22 protein-coding genes are annotated in these 22,450 nt (G+C 72.3%); 10 read left to right on the forward strand and 12 right to left on the reverse strand.

Annotated features, from left to right (window positions below):
• The first annotated feature begins 43 nt into the window (after window positions 1-43).
• The gene (locus tag IR212_RS14030; RefSeq protein ID WP_194396492.1) at window positions 44-859 is read left to right on the forward strand and encodes a siderophore-interacting protein; all 816 of its coding nucleotides are present in this window, start codon (window positions 44-46) and stop codon (window positions 857-859) included.
• A gap of 10 nt (window positions 860-869) precedes the next feature.
• On the opposite strand, the gene IR212_RS14035 is transcribed toward IR212_RS14030, so the two are convergent.
• Window positions 870-3,005, reverse strand: coding sequence for a S9 family peptidase (locus tag IR212_RS14035; RefSeq protein ID WP_194396493.1), 2,136 nt, complete (start codon window positions 3,003-3,005; stop codon window positions 870-872).
• Window positions 3,006-3,047: 42 nt separating this feature from the next.
• Window positions 3,048-3,926, reverse strand: coding sequence for an RNA polymerase sigma factor SigJ (sigJ, locus tag IR212_RS14040; protein ID WP_194396494.1), 879 nt, complete (start codon window positions 3,924-3,926; stop codon window positions 3,048-3,050).
• 125 nt (window positions 3,927-4,051) lie between these two features.
• On the opposite strand from sigJ, the gene IR212_RS14045 reads away from it, so the two are divergent.
• Together IR212_RS14045 and IR212_RS14050 are read left to right on the forward strand one after the other, a co-directional pair.
• The gene (locus IR212_RS14045; protein ID WP_194396495.1) at window positions 4,052-4,807 is read left to right on the forward strand and encodes an SDR family oxidoreductase; all 756 of its coding nucleotides are present in this window, start codon (window positions 4,052-4,054) and stop codon (window positions 4,805-4,807) included.
• A gap of 79 nt (window positions 4,808-4,886) precedes the next feature.
• Window positions 4,887-5,633 carry an SDR family oxidoreductase gene (locus IR212_RS14050; RefSeq protein ID WP_194396496.1) on the forward strand — a complete coding sequence of 249 codons (747 nt, stop codon included), beginning with the start codon at window positions 4,887-4,889 and terminating at the stop codon, window positions 5,631-5,633.
• Between the two features lie 10 nt (window positions 5,634-5,643).
• Here IR212_RS14050 and IR212_RS14055 read toward each other — a convergent pair whose 3' ends face one another.
• Genes IR212_RS14055 through IR212_RS14065 form a run of 3 tightly spaced genes read right to left on the reverse strand, consistent with a single transcriptional unit; the run spans window position 5,644 to window position 7,445 of the window.
• The gene (locus tag IR212_RS14055) at window positions 5,644-6,477 is read right to left on the reverse strand and encodes an aldo/keto reductase (RefSeq protein WP_194396497.1); all 834 of its coding nucleotides are present in this window, start codon (window positions 6,475-6,477) and stop codon (window positions 5,644-5,646) included.
• Between the two features lie 52 nt (window positions 6,478-6,529).
• On the reverse strand, window positions 6,530-6,718 hold the full coding sequence (locus IR212_RS14060) for a hypothetical protein (RefSeq protein WP_194396498.1): 189 nt from the start codon (window positions 6,716-6,718) through the stop codon (window positions 6,530-6,532).
• Window positions 6,699-7,445, reverse strand: a complete 747-nt coding sequence (locus IR212_RS14065; protein WP_194396499.1) for a TetR/AcrR family transcriptional regulator — start codon at window positions 7,443-7,445, stop codon at window positions 6,699-6,701. The genes IR212_RS14060 and IR212_RS14065 overlap by 20 nt, the downstream gene beginning before the upstream one ends.
• Before the next feature lie 87 nt (window positions 7,446-7,532).
• On the opposite strand from IR212_RS14065, the gene IR212_RS14070 reads away from it, so the two are divergent.
• Both IR212_RS14070 and IR212_RS14075 read left to right on the forward strand, forming a co-directional pair.
• Window positions 7,533-8,570 carry an agmatine deiminase family protein gene (locus IR212_RS14070; RefSeq protein WP_194396500.1) on the forward strand — a complete coding sequence of 346 codons (1,038 nt, stop codon included), beginning with the start codon at window positions 7,533-7,535 and terminating at the stop codon, window positions 8,568-8,570.
• Entirely contained in the window at window positions 8,567-10,294 is a 1,728-nt protein-coding gene (locus IR212_RS14075) for an amidase (protein ID WP_194396501.1), read from the forward strand. The genes IR212_RS14070 and IR212_RS14075 overlap by 4 nt, the downstream gene beginning before the upstream one ends.
• Before the next feature lie 40 nt (window positions 10,295-10,334).
• Here the strand turns inward: IR212_RS14075 and IR212_RS14080 are convergent, their stop codons facing one another.
• Window positions 10,335-11,795, reverse strand: a complete 1,461-nt coding sequence (locus tag IR212_RS14080; RefSeq protein ID WP_273542101.1) for an MFS transporter — start codon at window positions 11,793-11,795, stop codon at window positions 10,335-10,337.
• Between the two features lie 108 nt (window positions 11,796-11,903).
• Between IR212_RS14080 and IR212_RS14085 the strand changes: the two genes are divergently transcribed.
• Together IR212_RS14085 and IR212_RS14090 are read left to right on the forward strand one after the other, a co-directional pair.
• Window positions 11,904-12,575, forward strand: a complete 672-nt coding sequence (locus IR212_RS14085) for a TetR/AcrR family transcriptional regulator (RefSeq protein WP_194396502.1) — start codon at window positions 11,904-11,906, stop codon at window positions 12,573-12,575.
• Between the two features lie 10 nt (window positions 12,576-12,585).
• Window positions 12,586-13,422: an esterase/lipase family protein gene (locus tag IR212_RS14090; RefSeq protein ID WP_194396503.1), complete on the forward strand. Its 837-nt coding sequence runs from the start codon at window positions 12,586-12,588 to the stop codon at window positions 13,420-13,422.
• A 25-nt stretch (window positions 13,423-13,447) separates the two neighbouring features.
• Here IR212_RS14090 and IR212_RS14095 read toward each other — a convergent pair whose 3' ends face one another.
• Entirely contained in the window at window positions 13,448-13,927 is a 480-nt protein-coding gene (locus IR212_RS14095; protein ID WP_228479333.1) for a GNAT family N-acetyltransferase, read from the reverse strand.
• The gene (locus IR212_RS14100; RefSeq protein ID WP_194396504.1) at window positions 13,924-14,313 is read right to left on the reverse strand and encodes an HNH endonuclease; all 390 of its coding nucleotides are present in this window, start codon (window positions 14,311-14,313) and stop codon (window positions 13,924-13,926) included. Before IR212_RS14100 ends, IR212_RS14095 begins: the two co-directional genes overlap by 4 nt.
• A 216-nt stretch (window positions 14,314-14,529) precedes the next feature.
• Here IR212_RS14100 and pgi point away from each other — a divergent pair, with 216 nt between their 5' ends.
• On the forward strand, window positions 14,530-16,209 hold the full coding sequence (gene pgi / locus IR212_RS14105) for a glucose-6-phosphate isomerase (protein WP_194396505.1): 1,680 nt from the start codon (window positions 14,530-14,532) through the stop codon (window positions 16,207-16,209).
• A 310-nt stretch (window positions 16,210-16,519) separates the two neighbouring features.
• Window positions 16,520-17,434, forward strand: coding sequence for an aggregation-promoting factor C-terminal-like domain-containing protein (locus tag IR212_RS14110; RefSeq protein WP_194396506.1), 915 nt, complete (start codon window positions 16,520-16,522; stop codon window positions 17,432-17,434).
• 405 nt (window positions 17,435-17,839) lie between these two features.
• Here IR212_RS14110 and IR212_RS14115 read toward each other — a convergent pair whose 3' ends face one another.
• On the reverse strand, window positions 17,840-19,621 hold the full coding sequence (locus IR212_RS14115; RefSeq protein ID WP_228479334.1) for a DUF2207 domain-containing protein: 1,782 nt from the start codon (window positions 19,619-19,621) through the stop codon (window positions 17,840-17,842).
• 60 nt (window positions 19,622-19,681) lie between these two features.
• Between IR212_RS14115 and IR212_RS14120 the strand changes: the two genes are divergently transcribed.
• Window positions 19,682-20,119 carry a MarR family winged helix-turn-helix transcriptional regulator gene (locus tag IR212_RS14120; RefSeq protein ID WP_194396508.1) on the forward strand — a complete coding sequence of 146 codons (438 nt, stop codon included), beginning with the start codon at window positions 19,682-19,684 and terminating at the stop codon, window positions 20,117-20,119.
• A 28-nt stretch (window positions 20,120-20,147) separates the two neighbouring features.
• Here IR212_RS14120 and IR212_RS14125 read toward each other — a convergent pair whose 3' ends face one another.
• Genes IR212_RS14125 through IR212_RS14135 form a run of 3 tightly spaced genes read right to left on the reverse strand, consistent with a single transcriptional unit; the run spans window position 20,148 to window position 22,390 of the window.
• Window positions 20,148-20,882, reverse strand: coding sequence for an ABC transporter permease (locus tag IR212_RS14125; RefSeq protein WP_194396509.1), 735 nt, complete (start codon window positions 20,880-20,882; stop codon window positions 20,148-20,150).
• Window positions 20,879-21,733 carry an ABC transporter ATP-binding protein gene (locus IR212_RS14130; protein WP_194396510.1) on the reverse strand — a complete coding sequence of 285 codons (855 nt, stop codon included), beginning with the start codon at window positions 21,731-21,733 and terminating at the stop codon, window positions 20,879-20,881. The genes IR212_RS14125 and IR212_RS14130 overlap by 4 nt, the downstream gene beginning before the upstream one ends.
• Window positions 21,734-21,781: 48 nt before the next feature.
• A complete protein-coding gene (locus IR212_RS14135) occupies window positions 21,782-22,390 on the reverse strand; it encodes a TetR/AcrR family transcriptional regulator (RefSeq protein WP_228479335.1) in 609 nt (202 codons plus the stop codon).
• Window positions 22,391-22,450 lie beyond the last annotated feature (60 nt).

A 22,450-nucleotide genomic window follows, 5' to 3' on the forward strand; every position in this document is an offset into this window, starting at 1 on the left:
CCGGCGCAGAGGTGTCCGACCGGGTGAGGCTAGCCTTGCGCGTATGCACGATCGCCTTGCGACCGGGGTGACCCGGCCCCCCGCGCCCTCTTCCTTCGCCCTGCAGCCGGCCCGCCTGGAGCTGCGCTTCCGCCGCGTGAGGCTCGCCGCGCGCGAGTGGCTGACGCGCGCGTACGTGCGGGTGCGGCTCGAGGGCTCCGAGCTCGCCGGTTTCGCGTCGCGGGGCGCCGACGACCACATCCGGGTCTTCTTCCCCGACGGCGACCCGCAGACGGCCGACGAGCTGCGCGCGGCCCCGAGTCGGCAGTACACCCCCCTCGCGTGGGGCGACGACTGGCTCGAGCTCGAGTTCGCCGTCCACGGCGACCCGGCCGCCGGCACGGCCGGGGTCGCCGCCGCGTGGGCCGCGACGGCTCCCCTCGGCGCGATCGCGGGCGTCGGCGGTCCCCGCGGCTCGAAGGTGCTCACCGGGCGACCGGACGCGTGGCTGCTCGCAGGCGACGAGACCGCCGTGCCCGCGATGCGCCGGTTCGCGCGGCAGATGGACGTCGATGCCGTCGGCACGATCTGCGTGGAAGTGACGGATGCCGCGCACGAGCTGCCCATCGACGCGCCGGCCGGCGTCCGTGTCGAGCAGGTGCACCGCGGCGGCGGTCACCCGGGCGGCGCGCTCGCCGCCCGCCTCGACGCACTGACCGCGGCGGACCGGCCGGCGGGGTCGGTGCTCGGATTCGTCGCGGCCGAGCAGTCGATCGTGAGACCCGCGCGTGACCTGCTGCTGGAGCGCTGGGGACTGGACGCGGAGCAGGTCGTCGTGAAGGGCTACTGGAAGCGCGGCGTGGCGGACGCCCCCCACTGATCCTCGTCGGCTACCCGAGGAGCTCGGGCCGCCGGAACTCCTCGCCCCGCAGGTGCTCCGCGAGGAATGCGAACACCGTCTCGTACCAGATCACCGCGTGCTGCGGCTTGAGGACCCAGTGGTTCTCGTCCGGGAAGTACAGGAAGCGGTGCGGCATCCGTCCCTCCTCATCGGCGTGGTGCTCCGCGAGCTCCGACCACAGCCGCAGCCCTTCGCCGATCGGCACGCGGTAGTCCTTGTCGCCGTGGATGACGAGCAGGGGCGTGCGGATGTTCGCGACGAATCGGTGCGGCGAATGCTCGAGCATCGCCTCCGGCGTGAAGATCCGCTGCCAGTACTCGGAGTTGTCGGTGGTGCCCGAGAACTGGTCGAGCGCCCACAGGCTCGCGTGCGTCACGATCGCGCGGAACCGATCGGTGTGCCCGGCCACCCAGTTGGCCATGTAGCCCCCGAACGAGCCGCCCATCGCCGCGGTGCGGGTCTCGTCGATGTCGTCGCGGGAGGCGACCGCGTCGGTGATGGACATGAGGTCGGTGTACGGCTTGCCGCCCCAGCTGTTCCAGCCGCGGGCGATGAAGTCCAGTCCGTAGCCCGTCGACAGCGCGGGGTCGGGCAGTAGCACGGCGTAGCCGCGGGCGACGGCCAGCAGCGGGGCCCACCGCCAGCTCCAGGCGTTCCAGCTGCCCAGCGGACCGCCGTGGATCCACAGCAGGAGCGGCGCCGGGGCCTCCGCCGACGCCCCGTCGGGCAGCAGCAGCCAGCCCCGCACGCGCGCGCCGTCCTCGGCCGTCGTCTCGACGTCGGCGATCGAACCCGGTGCGGCGGGGGACGCGGCGGGCGTGGCCAGCGGGGTCACGCTCCCGCTGCGGGCGATGCGCACCGGGTGCGGCGGCAGCACCCAGGAAGACCGCAGGGCGACCAGGTCACCGGTGCGCCGGTCGACGACGACATTCGCGTAGGCGAAGTCGTCGTCCGTGAGCTTCTGGGCGGAGCCGCCGTCCAGCGGCAGCCGCCACACCGGTCCGCGACCGTCGTCGTCGGCCGTCGCGATGAGCGCCGCGTCGCCGGCGTCGAAGGTCAGCGACGAGGCCCACCGATCCCAATCGGCGACCACGCGCGCCGCCTTCGACCCGTCGATGCCCGCGACCCACACCTCTTCGTCGGTGGGGGCCTCGGGCGTCGACTTCACGGTGCGCAGGAACGCGATCCGGGTGCCGTCGTGGCTCACCGCCGGCATCTCGTAGTCCACCCCCGTCTCGTCGAACAGGGTGGTGCTCCGCCCGCTCGCGGTGTCGATCGCCACGATGACGCGCCGGCCCGCTCGCTGCTCGCGCCGCTCGAGCGAGACGATCAGAGTCGCGCCGTCGGGAGTGAGCGCGGCCTCCGCGTGGTCGGCGGAGCGGCCGGGCCGGGGCGTGAGGTCGCGCGGGCGGGGCAGTGTCGCGGGATACGGCTTCTCGGGTGAGCCTGCGGTCTCGACGTCGCCGGGGGCGGCATCCGTCTGCTGCTCTTCGCCGGCGGCGGACTCGGCCACCGCGGCGGCGATCGTCTCCTCGAGATCGCCGAGATCGAGGCCCAGGAGGTGCGGCTCGGCCGGTCCCAGATCGTGGTCCCAGTAGCGCACCGGATACGCGTCGTGGAGGATGGCCGACACCTTCTTCTCCTTGCGCTTCGCGCGCAGCGCGGCCTCGCTCTCGAGGCTGTCGGCGCCCGGGAGCAGCGCTGCGGTCACGACGACCGTCTCGGCGGCCTCGGCCGTCGCGGCGATCCCGTCGACGCCGCCGGCCAGCCGCGTGACCGGGCGGGCCTCGCCGCCGGCGGCGGGGAGGAGCCAGAGCTGGCCGGACTCGTCGTCGGCGTCGCCCTCGGCGTCGGACCGGGCCGACACGAAGAGGAGGTCGCCGCTCGCGGTGAACGCGGCACCCGCCTCGCCCTTCGCCGACCTGGTCAGCCGGCGGGGCGTCCCGCCGCCGGTCGCCGGAACCGCCCACAGCGCCCGCTCGTAGGCCGTGCCGTCCTTCTTCAGCGCGCCGACGGTCAGCACCGCGGTCTCACCGTCCGGCGAGAGCGCGATCCCCTCCACTCGCGGCAGTGCGATGTAGTCGGTCAGCGAGGCGAACGGGGAGGAGCCGGTGGCGGTGGGCATGTTTCCACGCTAATCGACCGCCTCGACGAGCCGGGCGGCCCGTCACGACCACTGCGTGAGCTTGTCGGGGTTGCGCATGACGAAGACGTCGGTGATCCGGCCGCCCTGCACGCGCACCGTGAACTGGGCGCTCGGCCGGCCCTGCAGCGTCGCGAGGAACCCGACGCCGTCCGGGGTCTCGACCGCGCGCAGCACCGCGTCCGGCTCGAGGCGCGGCAGTCCGAGAAGGAAGCGGGCCACGCGATCCGCGCCGGTCACCGGGCGCAGAGCGGCCGAGACGCGACCGCCGCCGTCGGAGCGCAGCACGACCCCGGGGTCGAGGACCGATACGAGCGCGTCGAGATCGCCCGTCTCGGTCGCCGCGGCGAAGGCCCGTGCGACGGCGTCATGCTCCGCACGCGACGCCTCGCCGGCGCGCCGCTCCTGCACCCGCCGGCGCGCGTGTGCGGCGAGCTGGCGGACGGCGGCGGGGCTGCGACCGAGGGTGGCGGCGATCTCGCCGAACGGCACGCCGAAGACGTCGTGCAGCACGAACGCCACGCGCTCGGCCGGTGTCAGCGACTCGAGCACCACCAGCAGCGCGAGTGAGACCGAATCGTCGAGCGCGACCCGGTCGGCGGGATCGACGGGGACGGATGCCGCGACCGGCGCGTCCGCGGGCACCGGCTCGGGCAGCCACTCGCCGACGTAGCGCTCGCGGCGGGCGCGTGCCGACCCCAGCATGTCAAGGCAGACGCGGCCTGCCACCCGGGTGAGCCACGCCGCCGGATTGCGGATGCCGGCGCGCTCCTCGTCCGAGAGCCGGAACCAGCGGACGTAGGTCTCCTGCACCGCATCCTCCGCGTCGGCGACCGTGCCGAGCAGGCGGTAGCAGACGGCGAGCAGGCTCCCCCGCTCGCCGTCGACGTCGGTCGGCGGCATCCGTCCTCCTGGTCTCGGGCCGTGTCCGCCGGCAGGCGATGCCGGCGACACGTCACATTCTGTCGTGCTGCGTCGTCGGTGATGCGAGACGTCCCGCAGGCGCGCGGGCGGAAAGGAGACAGGACATGAGGGTCGCAGTGGCCGGAGGAACAGGGATGGTCGGAGCCCACGTCGTCGACGAGCTGAGGGCGGGTGCCCACGAGCCGGTCGTGCTCAGCCGGAGCACCGGCGTCGATCTCGCGACCGGCTCGGGACTGGCGGCCGCGCTCGAAGGCGTCGAGGCGGTCGTGGACGTCGCGAACATCACGACCCTGTCGGCCGACGCGGCGACCCGGTTCTTCCGCGCCGCGACCGGCAACCTCCTCGAGGCCGCCGGGCGCGCCGGCGCGCGCGTCGTGCTCCTGTCGATCGTCGGCGTGGATCGGATGCCGCACGACTACTACGCCGGCAAGCTCGCTCAGGAGCGGCTGGTGGAGGCCGCGGCCGTTCCCTGGACGATCCTCCGCGCCACGCAGTTCCACGAGTTCGCCGCCCAGCTGTTCGAGCGCGCCGCGCTGGGTCCGTTGCACCTGGCGCCGCGGGCGCGGGTGCAGCCTGTCGCGGCGAGGGAGGTGGCGGCGCGATTGGCGCAGCTCGCGACCGAGCCCTCTCGCGGAAGGGTCGCCGACCTCGCGGGGCCCCGCGAGGAGCGGCTGGACGACATGGTGAAGGCCTACGCGCGCCGGAGCGGATATCGCGGGTGGATCCCCGCGGTGAGCCTTCCGGGGGCGCAGATGAAGGCCCTGCGAGCGGGCCTGGGCCTGCCGGCGCGCGGTGCGGACCTCGGCACGCTGAGCTTCGCCGACTGGCTCGAGCACGCCGCGAAGGTCGCCCGGCGCTGAGCCGCGAGCGCAAGCCCTCGCGTCACCGGCCGCCGCTGGGTCACCATGGGTGTTCACACGGCGCGACGAGAGGGACCAGGTGAGACTCGCGATCGCCGGCGGCACCGGCATGACCGGCCGCCATCTCGCCGCCGTCGCTCGCGAGCGTGGGCACGAGGTCGTGGTGCTCGCGCGCAGCACCGGCGTCGAGCTGCTCAGCGGCGCAGGTCTCGGCACGGCGCTGCAGGGTGTGGACGCCGTCATCGACGCGACCAACGTGAAGACGGCGAAGGCGGACGTCGCGGTGATGTTCTTCGCGGGGGTGACCAAGACCCTCGTGTCGGCGGAGCGCGCGGCCGGCGTGCGACATCATCTCGCGCTGACGATCGTGGGGGCGGACGCGGCACCGGAGGGCTACTACGCCGGAAAGCTCGCGCAGGAGCGGCTCGTCGCCGACGGCGGGGTGCCGTGGACGATCCTGCGCGCGACGCAGTTCCACGAGTACGCCGCCCTGATGTTCCACCGCACGCACGCGGGCGCACACGTCGCGCCGACCGGCCGCGTGCAGCCGATCGCGGTGCGCGAGGTGGCGCGCCACCTCGTCGACCTCGCTGAGCGGGGGCCGGTCGGACGCGCCGTCGACCTCGGGGGACCCCGCGAGGAGAGCCTCTCCGACATGGTGCGCCGCTACGCGCAGGCGATCGGCTACCGCGGCCCCGTCCCCGCCGTTCGCACCCCGGGTCCCATCGGGCGCGCCCTGCGCTCCGGCGCCCTGCTTCCCGGACCCGAGGCGCTGCGGGGGACGCAGACGTTCACCGAGTGGCTGGCCGGGCTTCCCGACGTGTGACGACCGCGCCCTACATCTCCTCGTGGGTCAGGGGGTCGGCGTCCCAGAGGCGACCGCGCTCGAGGGCGCTGACGGCGGCGACCTGCTCGTCGGTGAGCGAGAAGCCGAAGACGTCGGCGTTCTCCCGCTGCCGGTCGGCGTCGGCGGACTTCGGGATCGGCGTGCTGCCCAGCTGCGTGTGCCACCGCAGCACGACCTGCGTCGGGGTGACGCCGTGCACGGTCGCGAGCTCGTTCAGCAGCTGCTCGGTGAGCAGTTCGCTGCGTCGGGCAAGCGGGCTCCAGCTCTCGGTGCGGATGCCGTGCGCGCGGTGGAACGCGCGCAGGGGCTCCTGCGGGAAGTACGGATGCAGCTCCACCTGATTCACGGCCGGCACCACGCCGGTCTCCTCGATGAGCTCGGTCAGCATCTCCGCGGTGAAGTTCGACACGCCGATCGAGCGCACGAGTCCCTGCCGGCGGGCGTCGATCAGGCCCTGCCAGGTCTCGACGTAGCGGCCCACGCTCGGATTCGGCCAGTGGATGAGGTGCAGGTCGATGTGGTCCAGGCCGAGCGCGTCGAGCGACCCCTTGATGCTGTCGAGCGCCTCCTGCCGGCCGTGGTGCCGCCCGGGGATCTTCGACGTGACGAGGATCTTGTCGCGCGAGACGCCGCTGCGGCGCACGGCCTCGCCGACTTCGCGCTCGTTCTCGTAGTTGACGGCGGTGTCCAGCAGCCGGTAGCCGGAGTCGATCGCGGCGACCATGGCCGCGATCCCCTCCTCGCCCCGCAGGTTGTAGGTGCCCAGCCCGAGTTCGGGGAACCAGGCTCCGTCGTTCAGGATCACGGTGGGGATCGCGCTCATGCTCCCATCCTGGCGTGGAACCCGCGCCGCGGAGCGAACCGGGTGCGGCCGGTCACGGGAGCTCGTCGGTGCCGATCTCGCCTTCGCGGGCGGCACGCTCGTCGGCTTCCGCGCTGTCGACCTGGTCGTCGTCGACGTCGGAGTCCAGCGGGCGGTCGTCTTCCCCGCGCAGCAGCGGGTCGAGGATCGTGTCGTCGTCCCGGTCGTCGTCCATCGGTCCGTCATAGGGCTGGCTGGTCATGTCGCCCTCCTTCCACTGACCCGACGGTACGGCCGGCTGCCGCGCGACCGGAGGGGCTTGCGCCCGGCGTCGGCTGGCGGTACCGCGACGCCGACGCCGCCCCGCCGACCGGGATGGATCCGGCCGGCGCCCCGACGAGCGCCTCGGCGGCGTGGGCGGTGCGGGCGGCGAAGCGCGTGGTGTCGGCGCCGCGGGCGAGCGATTGCGCGTTGAGGCCGTCGATCATGCCGATGAGCTGCCACGCGACCCCGCCCGGCGCGGTCGTCGAGAAGGCGCCGGTGCGGCAGCCGTCCGCGACGATGCGCTCGACGAGCGCCTGCCACCGCTGCATCTGCGTGCGCACCGCGGCCGCCAGCGCCTCGTTGCGTCGCGACATCGCCCAACCCTCGACCCACACGACGGTGAGCTCCTCGCGCGTATCGTCCATCAGCGTGTCGATGAGCCTGCCGAGGCGGAGCGTCGGGTCGTCCCCTGCGCCGATGACCTCCTCGACGTCGCGGATCTCCTCGTCGACGAGGTCGGTGTACGCGCGCGCGACCAGGTCGTCCATCGACGGGTGGTAGTGCGCGACGAGACCGGGCGCGACGCCCGCGCGCTCGCCCACCGCCCGCAGCGTGAGGGCGCTCAGCCCCTGCTCGCGTGCGATGCCGATCGCCGCCGCCACGATCTCGGCGGCGCGCTCGGCGGGTGCCTTCCGCGTACGCGGGCGACTGGACGTGCTTGACATGGTCCGGCCAGCATAGATATCTTCGCTATTGATCGCTAGATCAATTAGCGCCGCGACCGCGGCGCGCAACGGAAGGGATCCGCGACGATGGCGTGGAGGATGCCGCACGAGGGAGACCCGCACGAGCGCACCTGGATGGCGTTCCCGACCGACGGACCCACGCTCGGCGACGACCCCGCCGAGCACGAGCGGTTCTACGCCGCATGGAGCGCGGTGGCCAACGCGGTCGCCGACTTCGAGCCGGTCACGATGCTGGTCGACCCGTCGAAGGCCGAGCGCGCGCGCCGCATGCTCGACTCCGCGATCGAGCTCGTCGAGACGCCCGTCGACGAGTTCTGGTTCCGCGACCACGGGCCCACCTTCGTGGTCGACGACGAGCGGCCCGGCGTGCTCGGCGCGGTGGACTGGGTGTTCAACGGCTGGGGAGCCCCGCAGTGGGCGTCGTGGGAGAAGGCCGCCGAGCACGCCCGCTTCACGGCCGGCCTCGTGGGCGCCGAGCTCGTCAGCTCGCTCCTGGTGAACGAGGGCGGCGGCATCCACGTCGACGGCGAGGGCACGGTCCTGGTCACCGAGACGGTGCAGCTCGACCCGCGCCGCAACCCGCTCGCCGACAAGGCGCGCGTCGAGGCGGAGCTGCGCCGCACGATCGGCGCCACCCGGGTCGTATGGCTCCCCCGCGGGCTCACTCGCGACTACGACGAGTTCGGCACGAACGGGCACGTCGACATCGTGGCGACGATCCCCGCCCCCGGGCGTGTGCTGCTGCACACGCAGCAGAATCCCGAGCACCCCGACTACGAGGTCTCGAACGGACTGCACGCGTTCCTGTCGGAGCAGACGGATGCCGCGGGCCGCCGATTCGAGATCGTCGAGCTCCCCGCCCCCGACACGCTCCGCGACGCCGACGGGTTCGTCGACTACAGCTACGTCAACCACCTCGTCGTCAACGGCGGCATCATCGCCTGCGGCTTCGGCGAGGAGCGCGCGGATGCCAGGGCCCGTGAGATCCTCGAGGCGGCCTACCCGGGCCGGCGCGCCGTCACCGTCGACGCCCGGCAGATCTTCGCCGGCGGTGGGGGCATCCACTGCATCACCCAGCAGCAGCCCGAGGTCGTGACCCGATGACGCGCTCGTTCCCGGTGGTGGAGAAGACCATCGCCCAGCTGCGTGCGGCTCTCGAGGCCGGGGAGGTGACGGCCGTCGAGCTGGTCGACGCCTACCTCGCTCGCCTCGACGCCTACGACGCCCCCGGCACCCCGACCGCCCTGAACGCGGTGGTCGTGCGCAACCCGGCCGCGCGCGCCGAGGCCGCAGCATCCGATCTCCGTCGCGCCGAGGGCCGCAGCCTGGGGCCGCTGGAGGGCATCCCCTACACCGCGAAGGACTCGTTCATGGCAGAGGGGCTCACGGTCGCCGCCGGGTCCCCCGCGTTCGCCGAGCTCGTCGCGCAGCGCGACGCCTACTCGATCGAACGCCTGCGCGCCGCGGGATGCATCCTCCTCGGGCTCACCAACATGCCGCCGATGGCGAACGGCGGCATGCAGCGCGGCGTGTACGGACGCGCCGAGAGCCCGTACAACGCCGCCTATCTCACCTCGGCGTTCGGCTCCGGGTCGTCCAACGGCTCGGGCACGGCGACCGCCGCCTCCTTCGCGGCGTTCGGGCTCGGCGAGGAGACCTGGTCCAGCGGCCGCGCGCCCGCCTCGTACAACGCCCTCTGCGCGTACACCCCGTCGCGCGGGGTCATCTCGGTGCGCGGCAACTGGCCCCTCGTGCCGACCATGGACGTCGTGGTGCCGCACACCCGAACGATGGCCGACCTCCTCGAGGTCCTCGACGTGCTGGTCGCGGACGATCCCGACACGCGCGGGGACTTCTGGCGCGCGCAGCCGTGGGTCGAGATCCCGGATGCCTCCGCCACGCGTCCCGCCGCGTATCCGGCGCTGCGCTCCTCCGGCGTCGACGGCGCGCGCGCCGCACTCGCCGGGCGCCGGTTCGGTGTGCCCCGGATGTACATCGACGAGGATCCCGACGCCGGCACCGACCCGGCGGGCGGGATCGGCGGCCCGACCGGGACCCGCATCCAGACGCGGCCGTCGGTACTGGCCCTCTGGGAGCAGGCGCGACGCGATCTCGAGGCGGCCGGTGCGGAAGTGGTGGAGGTCGACTTCCCCGTCGTGACGAACTACGAAGGCGACCGCCCAGGTGCGCCGAACATCAAGACCCGCGGCCTCGTGTCCGAGGCGTTCCTCCAGCGCGAGATCGTCGACCTGTCGGCGTGGGCGTGGGACGACTTCCTCCGCGCGAACGGCGACCCCGCGCTCGACCGCCTGGAAGCCGTCGACGGTGCGGCGATCTTCCCCCATCCGGAGGGCGCGCTTCCCGATCGGTACACGGGATTCGACGACGACATCGCGACCTACCCCGATCACGTCCGGGCGCATCGGTACGACTCGTTCACCGAGATCCCCGAGCTGGCGGACGGGGTCGAGGGTCTCGAGGAGACCCGCCGCCTCGACCTCGAGGAGTGGATGTCGCAGCTGCGGCTCGACGCCGTCGTCTTCCCGGCGGTGGCCGACGTCGGAAGCGCCGACATGGACGTGAACGAGGCATCCGCGGATCTCGGCTGGCGCAACGGCGTGTGGGTGGCGAACGGGAACCTCGCGATCCGCCACCTCGGCATACCGACGGTGACCGTGCCGATGGGGACGATGTCCGACATCGGGATGCCGGTGGGGCTCACGATCGCCGGTCGGGCCTACGCCGACGCCGACCTTCTCGCGTGGGCTTCGGCCTTCGAGGCGCTGCGCCCCCGCCGCACCCCGCCCCCGCGCACACCCGAGCTCTGACGTCCGAGCACCGGTCGGAGGTTTCGACCTGGCGCGCCGTTCACCGCAGGCCCGAGCGCAGATCCTCTCCCGCCCCGCCGACGGCGCCGAGCGTACGATCCGCGCCGGCCGGCTCGCCGTCTGTCGTCAACGACGGCGGCGCCGCCGCGTAGGCGTCGGACAGATCGTGATACGGCTTGGAGAAGAAGGCCAGAAGCACGATGAGCAGCATCAGCAGGCTCGCACCCACGAACGCCAGCGCGATGCCACGCGCCTCCCCGTCGCCGAGCAGCCAGCCGAAGGCACCCTGGCCCGCAGTGGAATCCATGTAAGGGATGAGCCAGAACTGGGCGACCGGCCCGATGATGAAGGCCGACACGGGCGCGGCCGCAGACTCGACGCTGGCAGCGAAGCCGAACACGCGCCCCTGCTTCTCGAATGGCACGACGCGTTGCACGATCGTCTGCTCCGCGGCCTCGGCGATCGGCATGAGGCTCATGAAGAGGAGGATCCCCAGCGCGTACAGCCACCACCACTCGCGGATCGCGAAGCTCAGGCCCAGCAGCGCCACGCCGACGTTCACCAGCAGCAGGGTGCGCACCGGGTTCTTCCCGAGACCGAACTTGGCCACGAGCCCGCCGCCGATGATGAAGCCGAAGCTGGTCACACCCAGGACGATCCCCCACACCTGGACGGAGAACAGCGTCAGGCCGTACGGGTCCATGAGCGCCATGAACACGCCTCCGACGAGGTTGTTGAAGGTGGCGAACAGGATGAGCGCGAGGAGACCCGGCACCGCCATGACGGCGGGGATGACGCCGCGGAAGCCGAAGCCCTTGGGCGCCTCGCCCTCGACGTGCGCGACGCCGCGCTCGGGGATCGGCACGAACAGGAGGTGGATCAGCGCGACGCCGGTCGCGGCGATGGCGATCGCGACGGTCCACCCCATGCCGAGGAAGCCGATCGCCAGGCCGGAGAACACGCTGGTCACCATGAACGCGATGCCCTGGACCGCGCCGACGAGGCCGTTCGCGCGATCGCGGCGCTCGGCGGGGACCAGCAGGGTCACCGTCGTCGAGAGGGCGATGTTGCGCAGGTTCTCGACGACCCCGCCGACGAGGATCACGCCCGCGAACACCCAGAACCAGGGCCCCTGCCAGTCCAGGAGCGTGCTCTCGGGGAACGCGAGGTAGAGCCCGCCGGCCGCGAGGTACGACGCGGCCGTCACTCCGCTCGACAGGAGCATGACGGCCTTCTTCTTCATGTGGTCGACGATCACGCCGAAGACCACCCCGAACACCGCGACGAGGAGCATGTACGAGCCGCCGATGATCGCGGTCGCCAGCACCGACTCGGTCTCGAGGTAGACCCAGAAGGTGAGCGCGAACCACAGGAAGCTCGTGGTCACGTTCGCCACGGCGGTGTTGACGAGCACCTGGTAGAAGGCGCGCAGCGTCCGCTCCCCCGGCTTCGGCTGCGCCTCGTCGACCCGGACGACGCCCTCAGGGGACGGCTGACTCATGTGTTCCTCCGGCGTGTTGCGGTCGGGAGCGGGGGTGAGGGATAGAGTGAATGTGGACAGTGTTCACATTCGGTGCTCACAACGTACACATCCGAGCGGGGCGACGCAATGACCTCACCGCGCACCTATCATCACGGGGACCTCCGACGTGCGCTGATCGGCGAAGGCCTGCAGCTCGCCCGCACCGGGGGGCCGAACGCCGTCACGCTGCGGGAGGCCACGCGCGCCGCCGGCGTCTCCCCCAACGCCGCGTACCGCCACTTCACCGATCGCGACGCGCTCGTCAGGGCGGTCGCCGCCGAGGCGCAGCTCGCGCTCGCGCGCGCGATCACCGATCGCGTCGGCGAGACACCGTCCGACCTGGCGCCGGCGGAGGCCTCCATCGAGCGGCTGCGGCGCGTGGGCCTCGCCTACATCGATTTCGCCCGCACCGAGCGCGGGTGGTTCGAGACGGCGTTCTTCACCCAGGACACGCACGCCAACGACGGGATCGTCACGCTCGACGACGAGATCGTCGCCCCGTTCCGGCTGCTCATGTCGACGCTCGACGAGATGGTCGACGCGGGAGCGCTCGCGCCGGAGCGGCGGCCGTTGGCGGAGTGGGCCTGCTGGTCGTCCGTGCACGGCTTCGCCGACATCGCCGTGCACGGGCCGGTCCGGTGGCAGGCGGCATCCGTCATCGACGCCCTGGCGGCCGCGGTCGTCGAGGCGGCGATTACCGGTGTGCGCGGCTCCCCCGCGCCGGGCGACGCGGCCCACCCCACCCCCCACCCCTCCTAGACTTTCGCGCATGGCGGTCACACGCGAGACGACCTCGGACCCGCGCCCCTCGCTGATCCGCCGAGGCCTGTGGTGGGCCGCCGACTACGCCTACGCCGCACGACGCCAGCTGGCCGTGCTCTCGTTCCCGTGGGCGATCGGCCGCCCGCGGCCCACGCCGCCCGCCTGGAGCCGGGACGGCGACGACCTGCCCGAGATCCTCCTCGTGCCGGGGGTGTACGAGCACTGGACCTTCCTGCGCCCCCTCGGCGACGCGCTCGCCCGCGCCGGGCACCGGGTGGGCGTGGTGCACGGCCTGGGGGTGAACCGCCGCAGCGTCCCCGACACCGCGGAGCGTCTCGCGCACCTCCTCGCGCAGACGCCCGCGCCGCCCGCCGGGCGGGTGCTCGTCGCCCACAGCAAGGGCGGCCTCATCGGCAAGCACCTGCTCGTGTCGTCGGGGGCGGCCGCCCGGGCGGCGGCGGCGGCGGCGGCCGGCGGAGACCCCGCCTCGGCTGCCGCGACGGCCGCCGAGGACGGCCGCCCGCTGGGCCTGCTCGGTCTCGTGGCCGTCGCGACTCCCTTCGGCGGCTCGCGCCTGGCGGGCCTCTTCGTGATCCCGAGCATCCGTGCGTTCCACCCCGACGACGAGACCATCCTCACGCTCAGGCGCGACTCGTCGGTGAACGGCCGCATCGTTTCGGTCTTCGGGCCATGGGACCCGCACATCCCCGAGGGCAGCGCCCTGGACGGCGCGACGAACATCGCGGTGGGCACCGCGGGGCACTTCCGGCTGCTGGGGGCCGACGCGACGACGCACGCTGTGCTCGACGGCATCGCCATCCTGCGCGGTGGCGAGGACGTCTGACGGCGGGTGGAGGGCGCGAAGCGGATCAGTCGGATGCCGCCCCGCGGCGCCGCACGAGCGTGTGGCCGGTCGCGGTGAAGGCCTCGTTTCCGGCGAGCTTCCCGGTCGTCGTCGCCTCGACGGTGAAGCCGAGCGCTTCGTAGAAGTCGCGCGCCGCGTTCCCGGCGAGGACCTCCAGTTCCACCGAGCCGTCGCAGCGGGCCGCGAAGTGCTCCACGAGCGCCCGTCCGACGCCACGGCGATGAAGATCCGGGTCGACGTAGAGCCAGGTGATCTCGCCGTCGCCCTCCTCGATGCCGCCGGCCAGGAATCCCGCGATGCGGCCGTCGGCCTCGGCCACCCACACCTCGCCGTCGAACAGCCCCTCGTTCTCATACGTGGCGGCGAGATCGAGGTACGCCTCCAGCAGGCCGGCGCCTCGCAGCTCCTGCAGGCGTGCAGCGTCATGGATGCGGCAGATGTCGTCCCAGTCGCCCGGCTGATACGGGCGGATCTCGGTGATCACGCCGGCGCCCCCCGGATGGGTGCAGCCGGCGCGGCCTGCGCAGCCGACTCGCGCCACGCGGCGAGCACCTCGACGTGCCGCATCAGGAACGCGCGCTCGTCGAGCCGCTTGCGACGCAGCCACCCGGTGACCTCGTCGTTGCACTTGCTGGCGTTGCATGAGCGGCACGCCGGCACGACGTTGTCGAACGTGTACCGTCCGCCGCGCGAGATCGGCAGCACGCAGTCCTTCTGGAACGGCCCGGTGACGGTGCCGCAGTAGGCGCACGCTCCCCAGGCCGCGAGAAGCGCCTGCCACTCCTCGATGCTGAGGTCGTTGTCGGCGGCGGCGACCCGGCGGGCGCGACGTCGCGCCGCGCGCGCACGCCTGCTCCCACTCGCCACCATGCCCGACACGCTACCCATCGCACCGTCGGAGGAGCACCCGACGCGGCCGGGGCGGCGCCGAGTGCGCGGCATCCTGTCGACTGCACGCCTTCCGCGCGCAGGCAGGCCGTGCGTTCGCGGCGACGTCGTGCACTGGCCGCCCACCTCACATGATGCGCCTCCCGCCGGTGAGCAACACGAAACCACCGCGCCCATCCGCGCGAGTACCGTAGTGGCGTGACTGCTCCCGTCGATGCCACCACCACGCCCGCCTGGTCGGAGCTCAGCGCGCTCCGCGACTCGTTCGCGCCCGACCTGCGCGGCTGGTTCGAGGCCGATCCGCGGCGGGCGGAGCGGCTGAGCCTCCCGCTGGCCGACCTCCACGTCGACCTGTCGAAGAACCTCGTCACCGACGACGTCCTCGCGGCCCTGGTGCGCCTGGCGGAGCAGACCGGTGTCGCCGAGCGCTACGCCGCGATGATCTCCGGCGAGCACATCAACACCACCGAGGACCGCGCGGTTCTCCACACCGCGCTCCGCCGCCCGCCGGGCGCCAGGCCGGCGCTCGTCGTCGACGGGCAGGACGTCGACGCCGACGTCCAGTCGGTGCTCTCGGCGATGACCGCCTTCGCCGACCGGGTGCGCTCGGGCGAGTGGCAGGGGGTGACCGGCAAGCGGGTCATGCACATCGTCAACATCGGGATCGGCGGCTCCGACCTCGGCCCCGTCATGATCTCGGCAGCGCTCGAGCCGTATGCGAAGGCCGGCATCGAGGCGCGCTTCGTGTCGAACATCGACCCGTTCGATCTCGCCCACAAGACGAAGGACCTCGACCCCGAGACCACCCTGTTCATCGTCGCGTCGAAGACCTTCACGACGCTCGAGACCCTCACCAACGCGCGCCTCGCGCGGGACTGGCTGTGGGCGGGCCTTTCGCAGTCCGGCGCGATCGACGGGAGCGAAGAGCAGAAGGCGGATGCCGTCGCCCACCACTTCGTCGCCGTCTCGACCGCGCTCGACAAGGTCGCCGCCTTCGGCATCGACACCGACAACGCGTTCGGTTTCTGGGACTGGGTCGGCGGTCGCTACTCCGTGGACTCCGCCATCGGCCTGTCCCTCATGATCGAGCTCGGCCCCGACGTGTTCCGCGAGCTGCTCACCGGCTTCCACGCCGTGGACGAGCACGTCCGCACCACGCCGCTCGAGCGTAACGTGCCGGTGCTGATGGGCCTCCTCAACATCTGGTACTCGAACTTCCTCGGCGCCCAGTCGCACGCGGTGCTCCCGTACGCCCAGCAGCTCAGCCGCTTCGCCGCGTATCTCCAGCAGCTCACGATGGAGTCCAACGGCAAGTCGGTGCGCTGGGACGGCTCCCCGGTCACCACCGACACCGGCGAGGTGTTCTGGGGGGAGCCGGGCACCAACGGGCAGCATGCGTTCTATCAGCTGATCCACCAGGGCACCCGGCTCATCCCGGCCGACTTCATCGCCTTCGCGAACCCGGCGTACGCGCTCGAGGACGGCGGCCGCGACGTCCACGCGCTGTTCCTGTCGAACTTCCTGGCGCAGACCAAGGCGCTCGCCTTCGGCAAGACCGCCGAGGAGGTCGAGGCCGAGGGCACCACGGGTGCGCTCGTGGCCGCCCGCACCTTCCCGGGGAACAGGCCGACGACGTCGATATTCGCGCCCGCGCTCACGCCGGCCGTCCTCGGCCAGCTGGTCGCGCTGTACGAGCACATCACCTTCACGCAGGGCGTGATCTGGGGCGTGAACTCGTTCGACCAGTGGGGAGTCGAGCTCGGCAAGCAGCTGGCGCTGCAGATCGCTCCCGCCATCGAGGGCGACGAGTCGGCGATCGCCGCGCAGGATGCCTCGACTCGGGCGCTCCTGGCCTACTACACCGAGCACCGCAGGTAGCAGCGGCGTCGGAGAGCCGGATGCCGGGGCCACCGGCATCCGCGGATCCGAGGAGATCTGCCGAACAGAGGGCGCTTCTCACACCAGGCCCTCGTTTGGGCTGATGTCCTCCGAACAGCGATGCGGATGCCTCGGCCACCGGTCGCACGGATCGCCCGGCCGCCTGCCGAGGCCTCCACGTTCCTCCCAGGCAACGACCGGGAACCGTCCAGCCGCGATGAGGCAGACTCGGGGACTTGTGCGTCCGACCCGATGGGCGCATCGGCGCCGATACCCGCGGCGCGAGACCCGAGAGATCGTCACGTTCGCCATGCATACAGACCAGTCGCCTGCTCCTTCCCGTCGCTCCCTCCGCCGCCGTCGCCGCCCCTTCCGTCCGGCCGTCGTCGCCGGCACCGCCTTCGGCATCGCCCTCACCACGGGGTTCGCCCTCGCCTCGCCGGCCCTCGCCGCCGCCGCCCCGCTCGCGGCCAGCGCCATCGTCACGGCAGCCGCGCCGGATGCCGCAGCCGAGACCCTGCGCGACATCCGCGTCGACGCCCAGGGCACACTCCTCGCCGCCCGCGTCGCCCTCACCGAGGCCGACAGCCTCGCCGCGGAGATCGAGGCGGCGGGACTGGATCTCGGCGTCGACGACACCACCATCCGGACGTCGACGCTCGAGGACGCCGCCGAGCCCCTCGAAGAGCTCGACGTCGTCCCGATGCTGCTCATCCCGGGGCTCACCGCCGATGCCGAGAGCGCGACCACCGACGTGACCCAGCGGGTGGACGCCCTCCGTGAGCGCCTGGACGGCGCCAAGGAGAAGAAGGCGGCCGAGGAGGCGGCAGCCGCCGCTGCCGCCGCCGCAGCCGCGGAGGCGCAGCGCCAGGCCGAGGCTGCCGCTGCTGCCGCGGCGGCGCAAGCCGCGGCGAACACCGTGGACGGCGCCAAGGCCACGGCGCGCCAGATGGCGGCGTCGCAGTACGGCTGGGGAGACGGGGAGTTCTCGTGCCTCGACTCGCTCTGGGACAAGGAGTCGGACTGGAACTACGAGGCCTACAACACCTCCAGCGGCGCCACCGGCATCCCCCAGTCGCTCCCGGGCGACAAGATGGCCACTTTCGGCGCCGACTGGCAGACCAACGCGACGACCCAGATCGCGTGGGGCCTGGACTACATCAAGCGCGCGTACGGCACGCCATGCGCAGCGTGGGGACACAGCCAGGCCACGGACTGGTACTGATCGACGTCCCCCACTGCGCGATGCAGAGGAAGGATGCCGCACCCCGGCCGCAGTCGCGGGGTGCGGCATCCTCGGTCTGAAGGCTCAGGCCTGAGAGGACGATCCGGATCCGTAGAGCTCCGCCACCTCCTGCGAGGAGATCCAGCGGTCGAAGGTGTCGGACCGCGGCCAGCCGTCGGGAGAGTCCTGCCACGGATCACGAAAACATAACAACTGACCCTTGCCACCGTTACCTCGCCGTTATAGAGTGCTTGCACGGTAGTTGTTTTGCTGTGGCAGCTGCCGACATGTGATTGCAGGACACTCTTGGTGCAAGGGACAAGGGCCGGTCGGTAGCCTCTCCGACCGGCCCTTACTCTTGCCACGCCCAGGATCGGCCCGACGCCGGCCCACACCGCCTCCGGCTCACACGCCTCCGCCGCCTCCGCCTCCGCCGCCGCCACCGGCGGATCCGCCGCCGGACGACCCCCCGGACGAGGATGACGACGCCGCCGACGCGGACAGGTGCGAGACGCCCGCCGAGAACGCGGCGGCGTTGAACCCCGACGTGCCTGCATACCAGGTCGGCGAGTTGCCCTCGCCGTAGAGCACTGCGAGCTCGGTGGACCACTCCTTCTCCTGCCCGAACACCACCGCGTACGGCAGCAGTGCCTCGTACAGCTTGAGCTTCACGCGCGGATCGCCGGTGTCGACGGGGACGCGTTCCGCACCCTGCGGCGACTGCAGCATGCGGATGCGGTCGGCCTCCGCCCACTCGATGAACTGCTTGAGCCCGAGCAGGTGATCCCGCGCCTCGGCGCCGGCGGCCGTCAACGGCCTGCGCGCCACCACGGCGACGACGACCATACTCGCCAGACCCGCCGCGATGATCAGCAGGATGGGCCACAGCGGCGCGACGAAGGCCGTCAGCGCGCCGATGCCGAACAGCAGCACCAGGACGTCGGTGACGACCACGACCACGATCGGCCATGCCCTGGCCTTGACCGGCACCCGCCGCCGCAGGCCGCGCGACACCAGCTCGCTCGCCGCGGCCTTGAGGACCGACTGCGCCGTCGTGGAGAACCGGGTGTCGGTGCGGCCGAACTCGAACTCCTCGCCGGGCACCCCGTTCGGGAACAGGCCGGTCAGCAGCATCCGCCCATCGCCGTCGGCGCGTGCCGGATCGACGAGCACCGCCTTCAGGCGCTGGCCGCCGAAGAGCTTGCGCGGCCCCTCCTCGATGCGGATGCTGCCGACCACCGCCTGCTCGAGCACCTCCGCCGGGATCGCCTTGGTCGTCCGGCCCAGCAGCACGGCGCTCTCCAGCGCATCGATGACGCGCGGCGGGGTGTACTCGGCGATGATCACGGGCCGGCCCGGCTCGTCCCGCAGGTGCCGGATCCGCGAGCGGGCGGCGAGCACGACAGCGGCGCCGAGGCCCAGCAGCGCGACGCCGCCCTGCAGCCAGCCCCACGGCGACGCGAGATAGGAGGAGTCGAACTCCGTGAAGGTGCCGGAGTCGAACCCGATCGCGATCGTCATCGTCTGATACGGCTGCAGTCCGTCGACGGATGCCACGACGGCCGTGGCGTCGGCGCCGATGGGGCACGTCTGCTCGTCGCCCTGATACCCGACATAGCAGGCCTCCTCGCCGGTGCGCTCGGCGGCGAGGTCAGGGGGCATGGTGACGCGCGCCGTGACCCGGCCGAACGGCTGCGCCCAGTCCGTGCCGTTGACGTCCCAGTAGAACTCGTCGGCGCCGGTGTCGGCGAAGTACCGGGTGACGTTCTCGAGGGTGTACGTGAGGACATACGTCTGGCGACCGTGCACGAAGTCGTCTGCGCGGGATGTCATCACGAAGACCCCGTCCTCGGACTCCGTCTCGGCCTCTCGCGGCGCGCCCTCCCCGTCGGTGATCGAGACCAGCCGCGGGTTCAGCGGTGCGCCCTGGTACGAGTCCGGGAGGATGCGCCTCATCCCGCGGTTCTGATCGATGTCAGGGAACAGCGCCACGAACGTCTCGACGACGGTGAGGGTGCTGGAACCGTCGCCGGCGCGCCCCAGCTGGTACTCCACGTCGAGGCTCTCGAACGAGAAGTCATCGACCCCGGCCCGTGCCGGAACGGGCCCGGCGACGGCAAGCAGCAGGCCCGCGAGCACGGCGAGCACAAGGCCGGCCGCACCGAGCCGCCGTGTGCCGGAACTCATGGCAGCAGAAGACCCCATGGGGCCAGCCTAGGGTCGGGGGGAGGCCGTAATCTGGACGCTATGACCGATCGCCGCCTCGCCATCGACGCTTGGGAGAGCCTCTTCCGCGCGCAGCACGAGGTGTTCGGAGACATCAACGACGACTTCGACGACGCCACGCTGAGCCAGGCCGAGTACGACGTGCTGCTCACGGTGACCCGGGCCACCGACGCGACCGCCCGGCTGCGGGACGTCACGGCGAACATGCTCATCAGCCAGCCGAGCGTCTCGCGCCTCGTCGACCGCATGGTCGCGCGCGGGCTGCTGGTCAAGTGCGCCGATCCCGACGACGGGCGCGGCGCCCTGGTCCGGGCGACGGATGCCGGCGCCGCACTGTTCCGCCGCGTCGCGAGCGCCCATGGGCGGGCGATCGCCGAGCGGATGTCGCTGCTGACGGACGACGAGCTGGCCCAGCTCCGCGACCTCACCGCGAAGCTGCGCAGGACGCCCACGTACTGAGCCCGGGATCGTCACCCGCAGGCGGAGGCTACGGCGTACGGCGACGGAGCGTCAGCGATGCGAGGATGAGCGCCCCGGCGGCGAAGGCCACCACCACCAGCAGCGGCGCGAAGACGTCCCACCCCTCGTCGCCCGCCGTCACCGCGTTGATGGTGTCGATCGCGTAGCTCAGCGGCAGCACCTTCGAGATCTGATACAGCGCCTCGGGCATGTCCTCGCGCGGCATGAACAGGCCGCCGAGGATGATCTGCGGGAAGACGATCAGCGGCATGAACTGCACCGCCTGGAACTCGGTGCGTGCGAACGCGCTTGCGAGCAGACCCAGCGCGCTGCCCAGGATGGCGTCGACGACGGCGACAAGGCCGAGCTGCCACAGCGGGCCCTCGACCTCCAGTCCGCACACCCACACCGCGAAGGTCACGGTGATGACCGCCTGGAGCGTCGCCATGAGCCCGAAGGCGAGCCCGTAGCCGAGGATGAAGTCGGCCTTCGCGAGCGGCGTCGTCATCAGGCGCTCGAGCGTGCCCGACCGCCGCTCGCGGAGCGTCGTGATCGAGGTGATGAGGAACATGACGATGAACGGGAAGAGCGCCAGGATCGGTCCCCCGAACTGGTCGAAGACGCCGTCCATGTCACTGAACAGCCACGCGAAGAGCCCCACGAGAAGGCTCGGCGCGACGAGCATCAGGGCGATCGACCGCGGGTCGTGGCTCAGCTGCCGCAGCACCCGGCCCGCGGTGGCGACGGTCAGGGTGCCGTTCATGATCGGCCCCCGTCCTGACCGCGCGGATCGTGCGCGCCCGCGGGCCCCCCGGGTCCGGCGTGCTGCCGCGCCTCGCGCCGCGTCAGCGCGCGGCGGTCGCCGTCGGCCGAGGCATCCGCCGCCTGTCGCAGCGCGTCCTGCTGGACGAGCGCGAGGAACGCGGCATCCGGATCGGCCTCTCCGGTGTCGGCGAGCAGGCCGGCGGGGGTCGTGTCGGCGATGATGCGCCCCGCCCGCATCAGCAGCAGGCGGTCGCAGCGCAGCGCCTCGTCCATCACGTGGCTCGACACGATGAGCGTTGCGCCGGACTCGGCGAGTGAGCGGAAGACGTCCCACAGCTCGTTGCGCAGCAGCGGGTCCAGGCCCACGGTCGGCTCGTCGAGGACGAGCAGCTCCGGGGCGCCGAGCATCGCGACCGCCAACGACACCCGGGACTCCTGTCCGCCGCTGAGCGAGTCGACGGTCTGATCGCGCTGGTCGGCGAGGCCCACCTGCTCGATCACGCGGTCGACGTCCGCACGCGGGGCGCCGACGACGCGGGCGAAGTAGCGCAGGTTCTGCCGGATCGTGAGGTCGCCGTAGACCGACGCGGCCTGGGTGTCGTACGCCACGCGCCGCCGCAGCGCGCTCGATCCGGCGGGCTCACCGAGCACGGTGACGGTCCCGCCGGCGATCTTCTGCACGCCGACGATCGAGCGCATCAGCGTCGTCTTGCCGCAGCCGGACGGCCCGAGGAGCCCCGTGATCTGGCCGCGCGGGATGTCGAGCTGCAGGTCGGTGAAGACCTCGGTGCGACCCCGCCGCACGTGCAGGCCGCGCACGGTGACGGCATCCGCCGACGAGTTATTCATCACGTGATGAATAGTGCTCCCGGGACGCCGCGGCGTCAAGAGCGATCGTCAGCCGAACAGGTACCGCTGAAGCGTGGGTCCGACGCGGCCGACCAGTTCGTCGACGGATGCCTCGGCCAGGCCAGGCAGCCGCAGCACATAGCGGGCGACGATCAGCCCTGCCACCTGCGAGGCGACGAGCGAAGCCCGCAGGTCGGCGTCCTCGACCTGGAGCGTGCCGACGATGCGCGAGAGCAGCTCCCGCGAGAGGAAGCCGGCCAGGAGGGGTGTCGTGAGCTTGTTGCCGATGGCGGTGCGCAGCAGCGCCACACCACGGCGGCGCACGTCCGGGTCCTCCCAGGTGACCAGGAGGTAGCGCACGATGCGCGCGCCGATCTCGTCCGTCGGGCCGGCCAGAATCTCGGGAAGCGCGAGATCGGGCCGCATCGGCGCTCCGACGGCTTCGCCGAACAGGTCGGCCTTCGTGCCGAAATAGTGATGCACCAGCGCCGCGTCCACGCCCGCGCGCGCCGCGATGCCGCGCATCGTGGCACCGTCGTAGCCCAGCTCGCCGAACTCGTCCATCGCGGCGGTGAGGATCCGCTCGCGCGCGTCGGACTGCCCCGCCCGGGGGCGGCCACGGCGCCGCTTTGAAGCCGGCACGACATACTCCGCCACGACGCCAGCCTATGTCGGCACCCGGCGATCGGCACCGCGCGCGGCGTCGAGCGCGGTCGT

Source organism: Microbacterium atlanticum (assembly GCF_015277815.1).
Taxonomy (GTDB): Bacteria; Actinomycetota; Actinomycetes; order Actinomycetales; family Microbacteriaceae; genus Microbacterium; species Microbacterium atlanticum.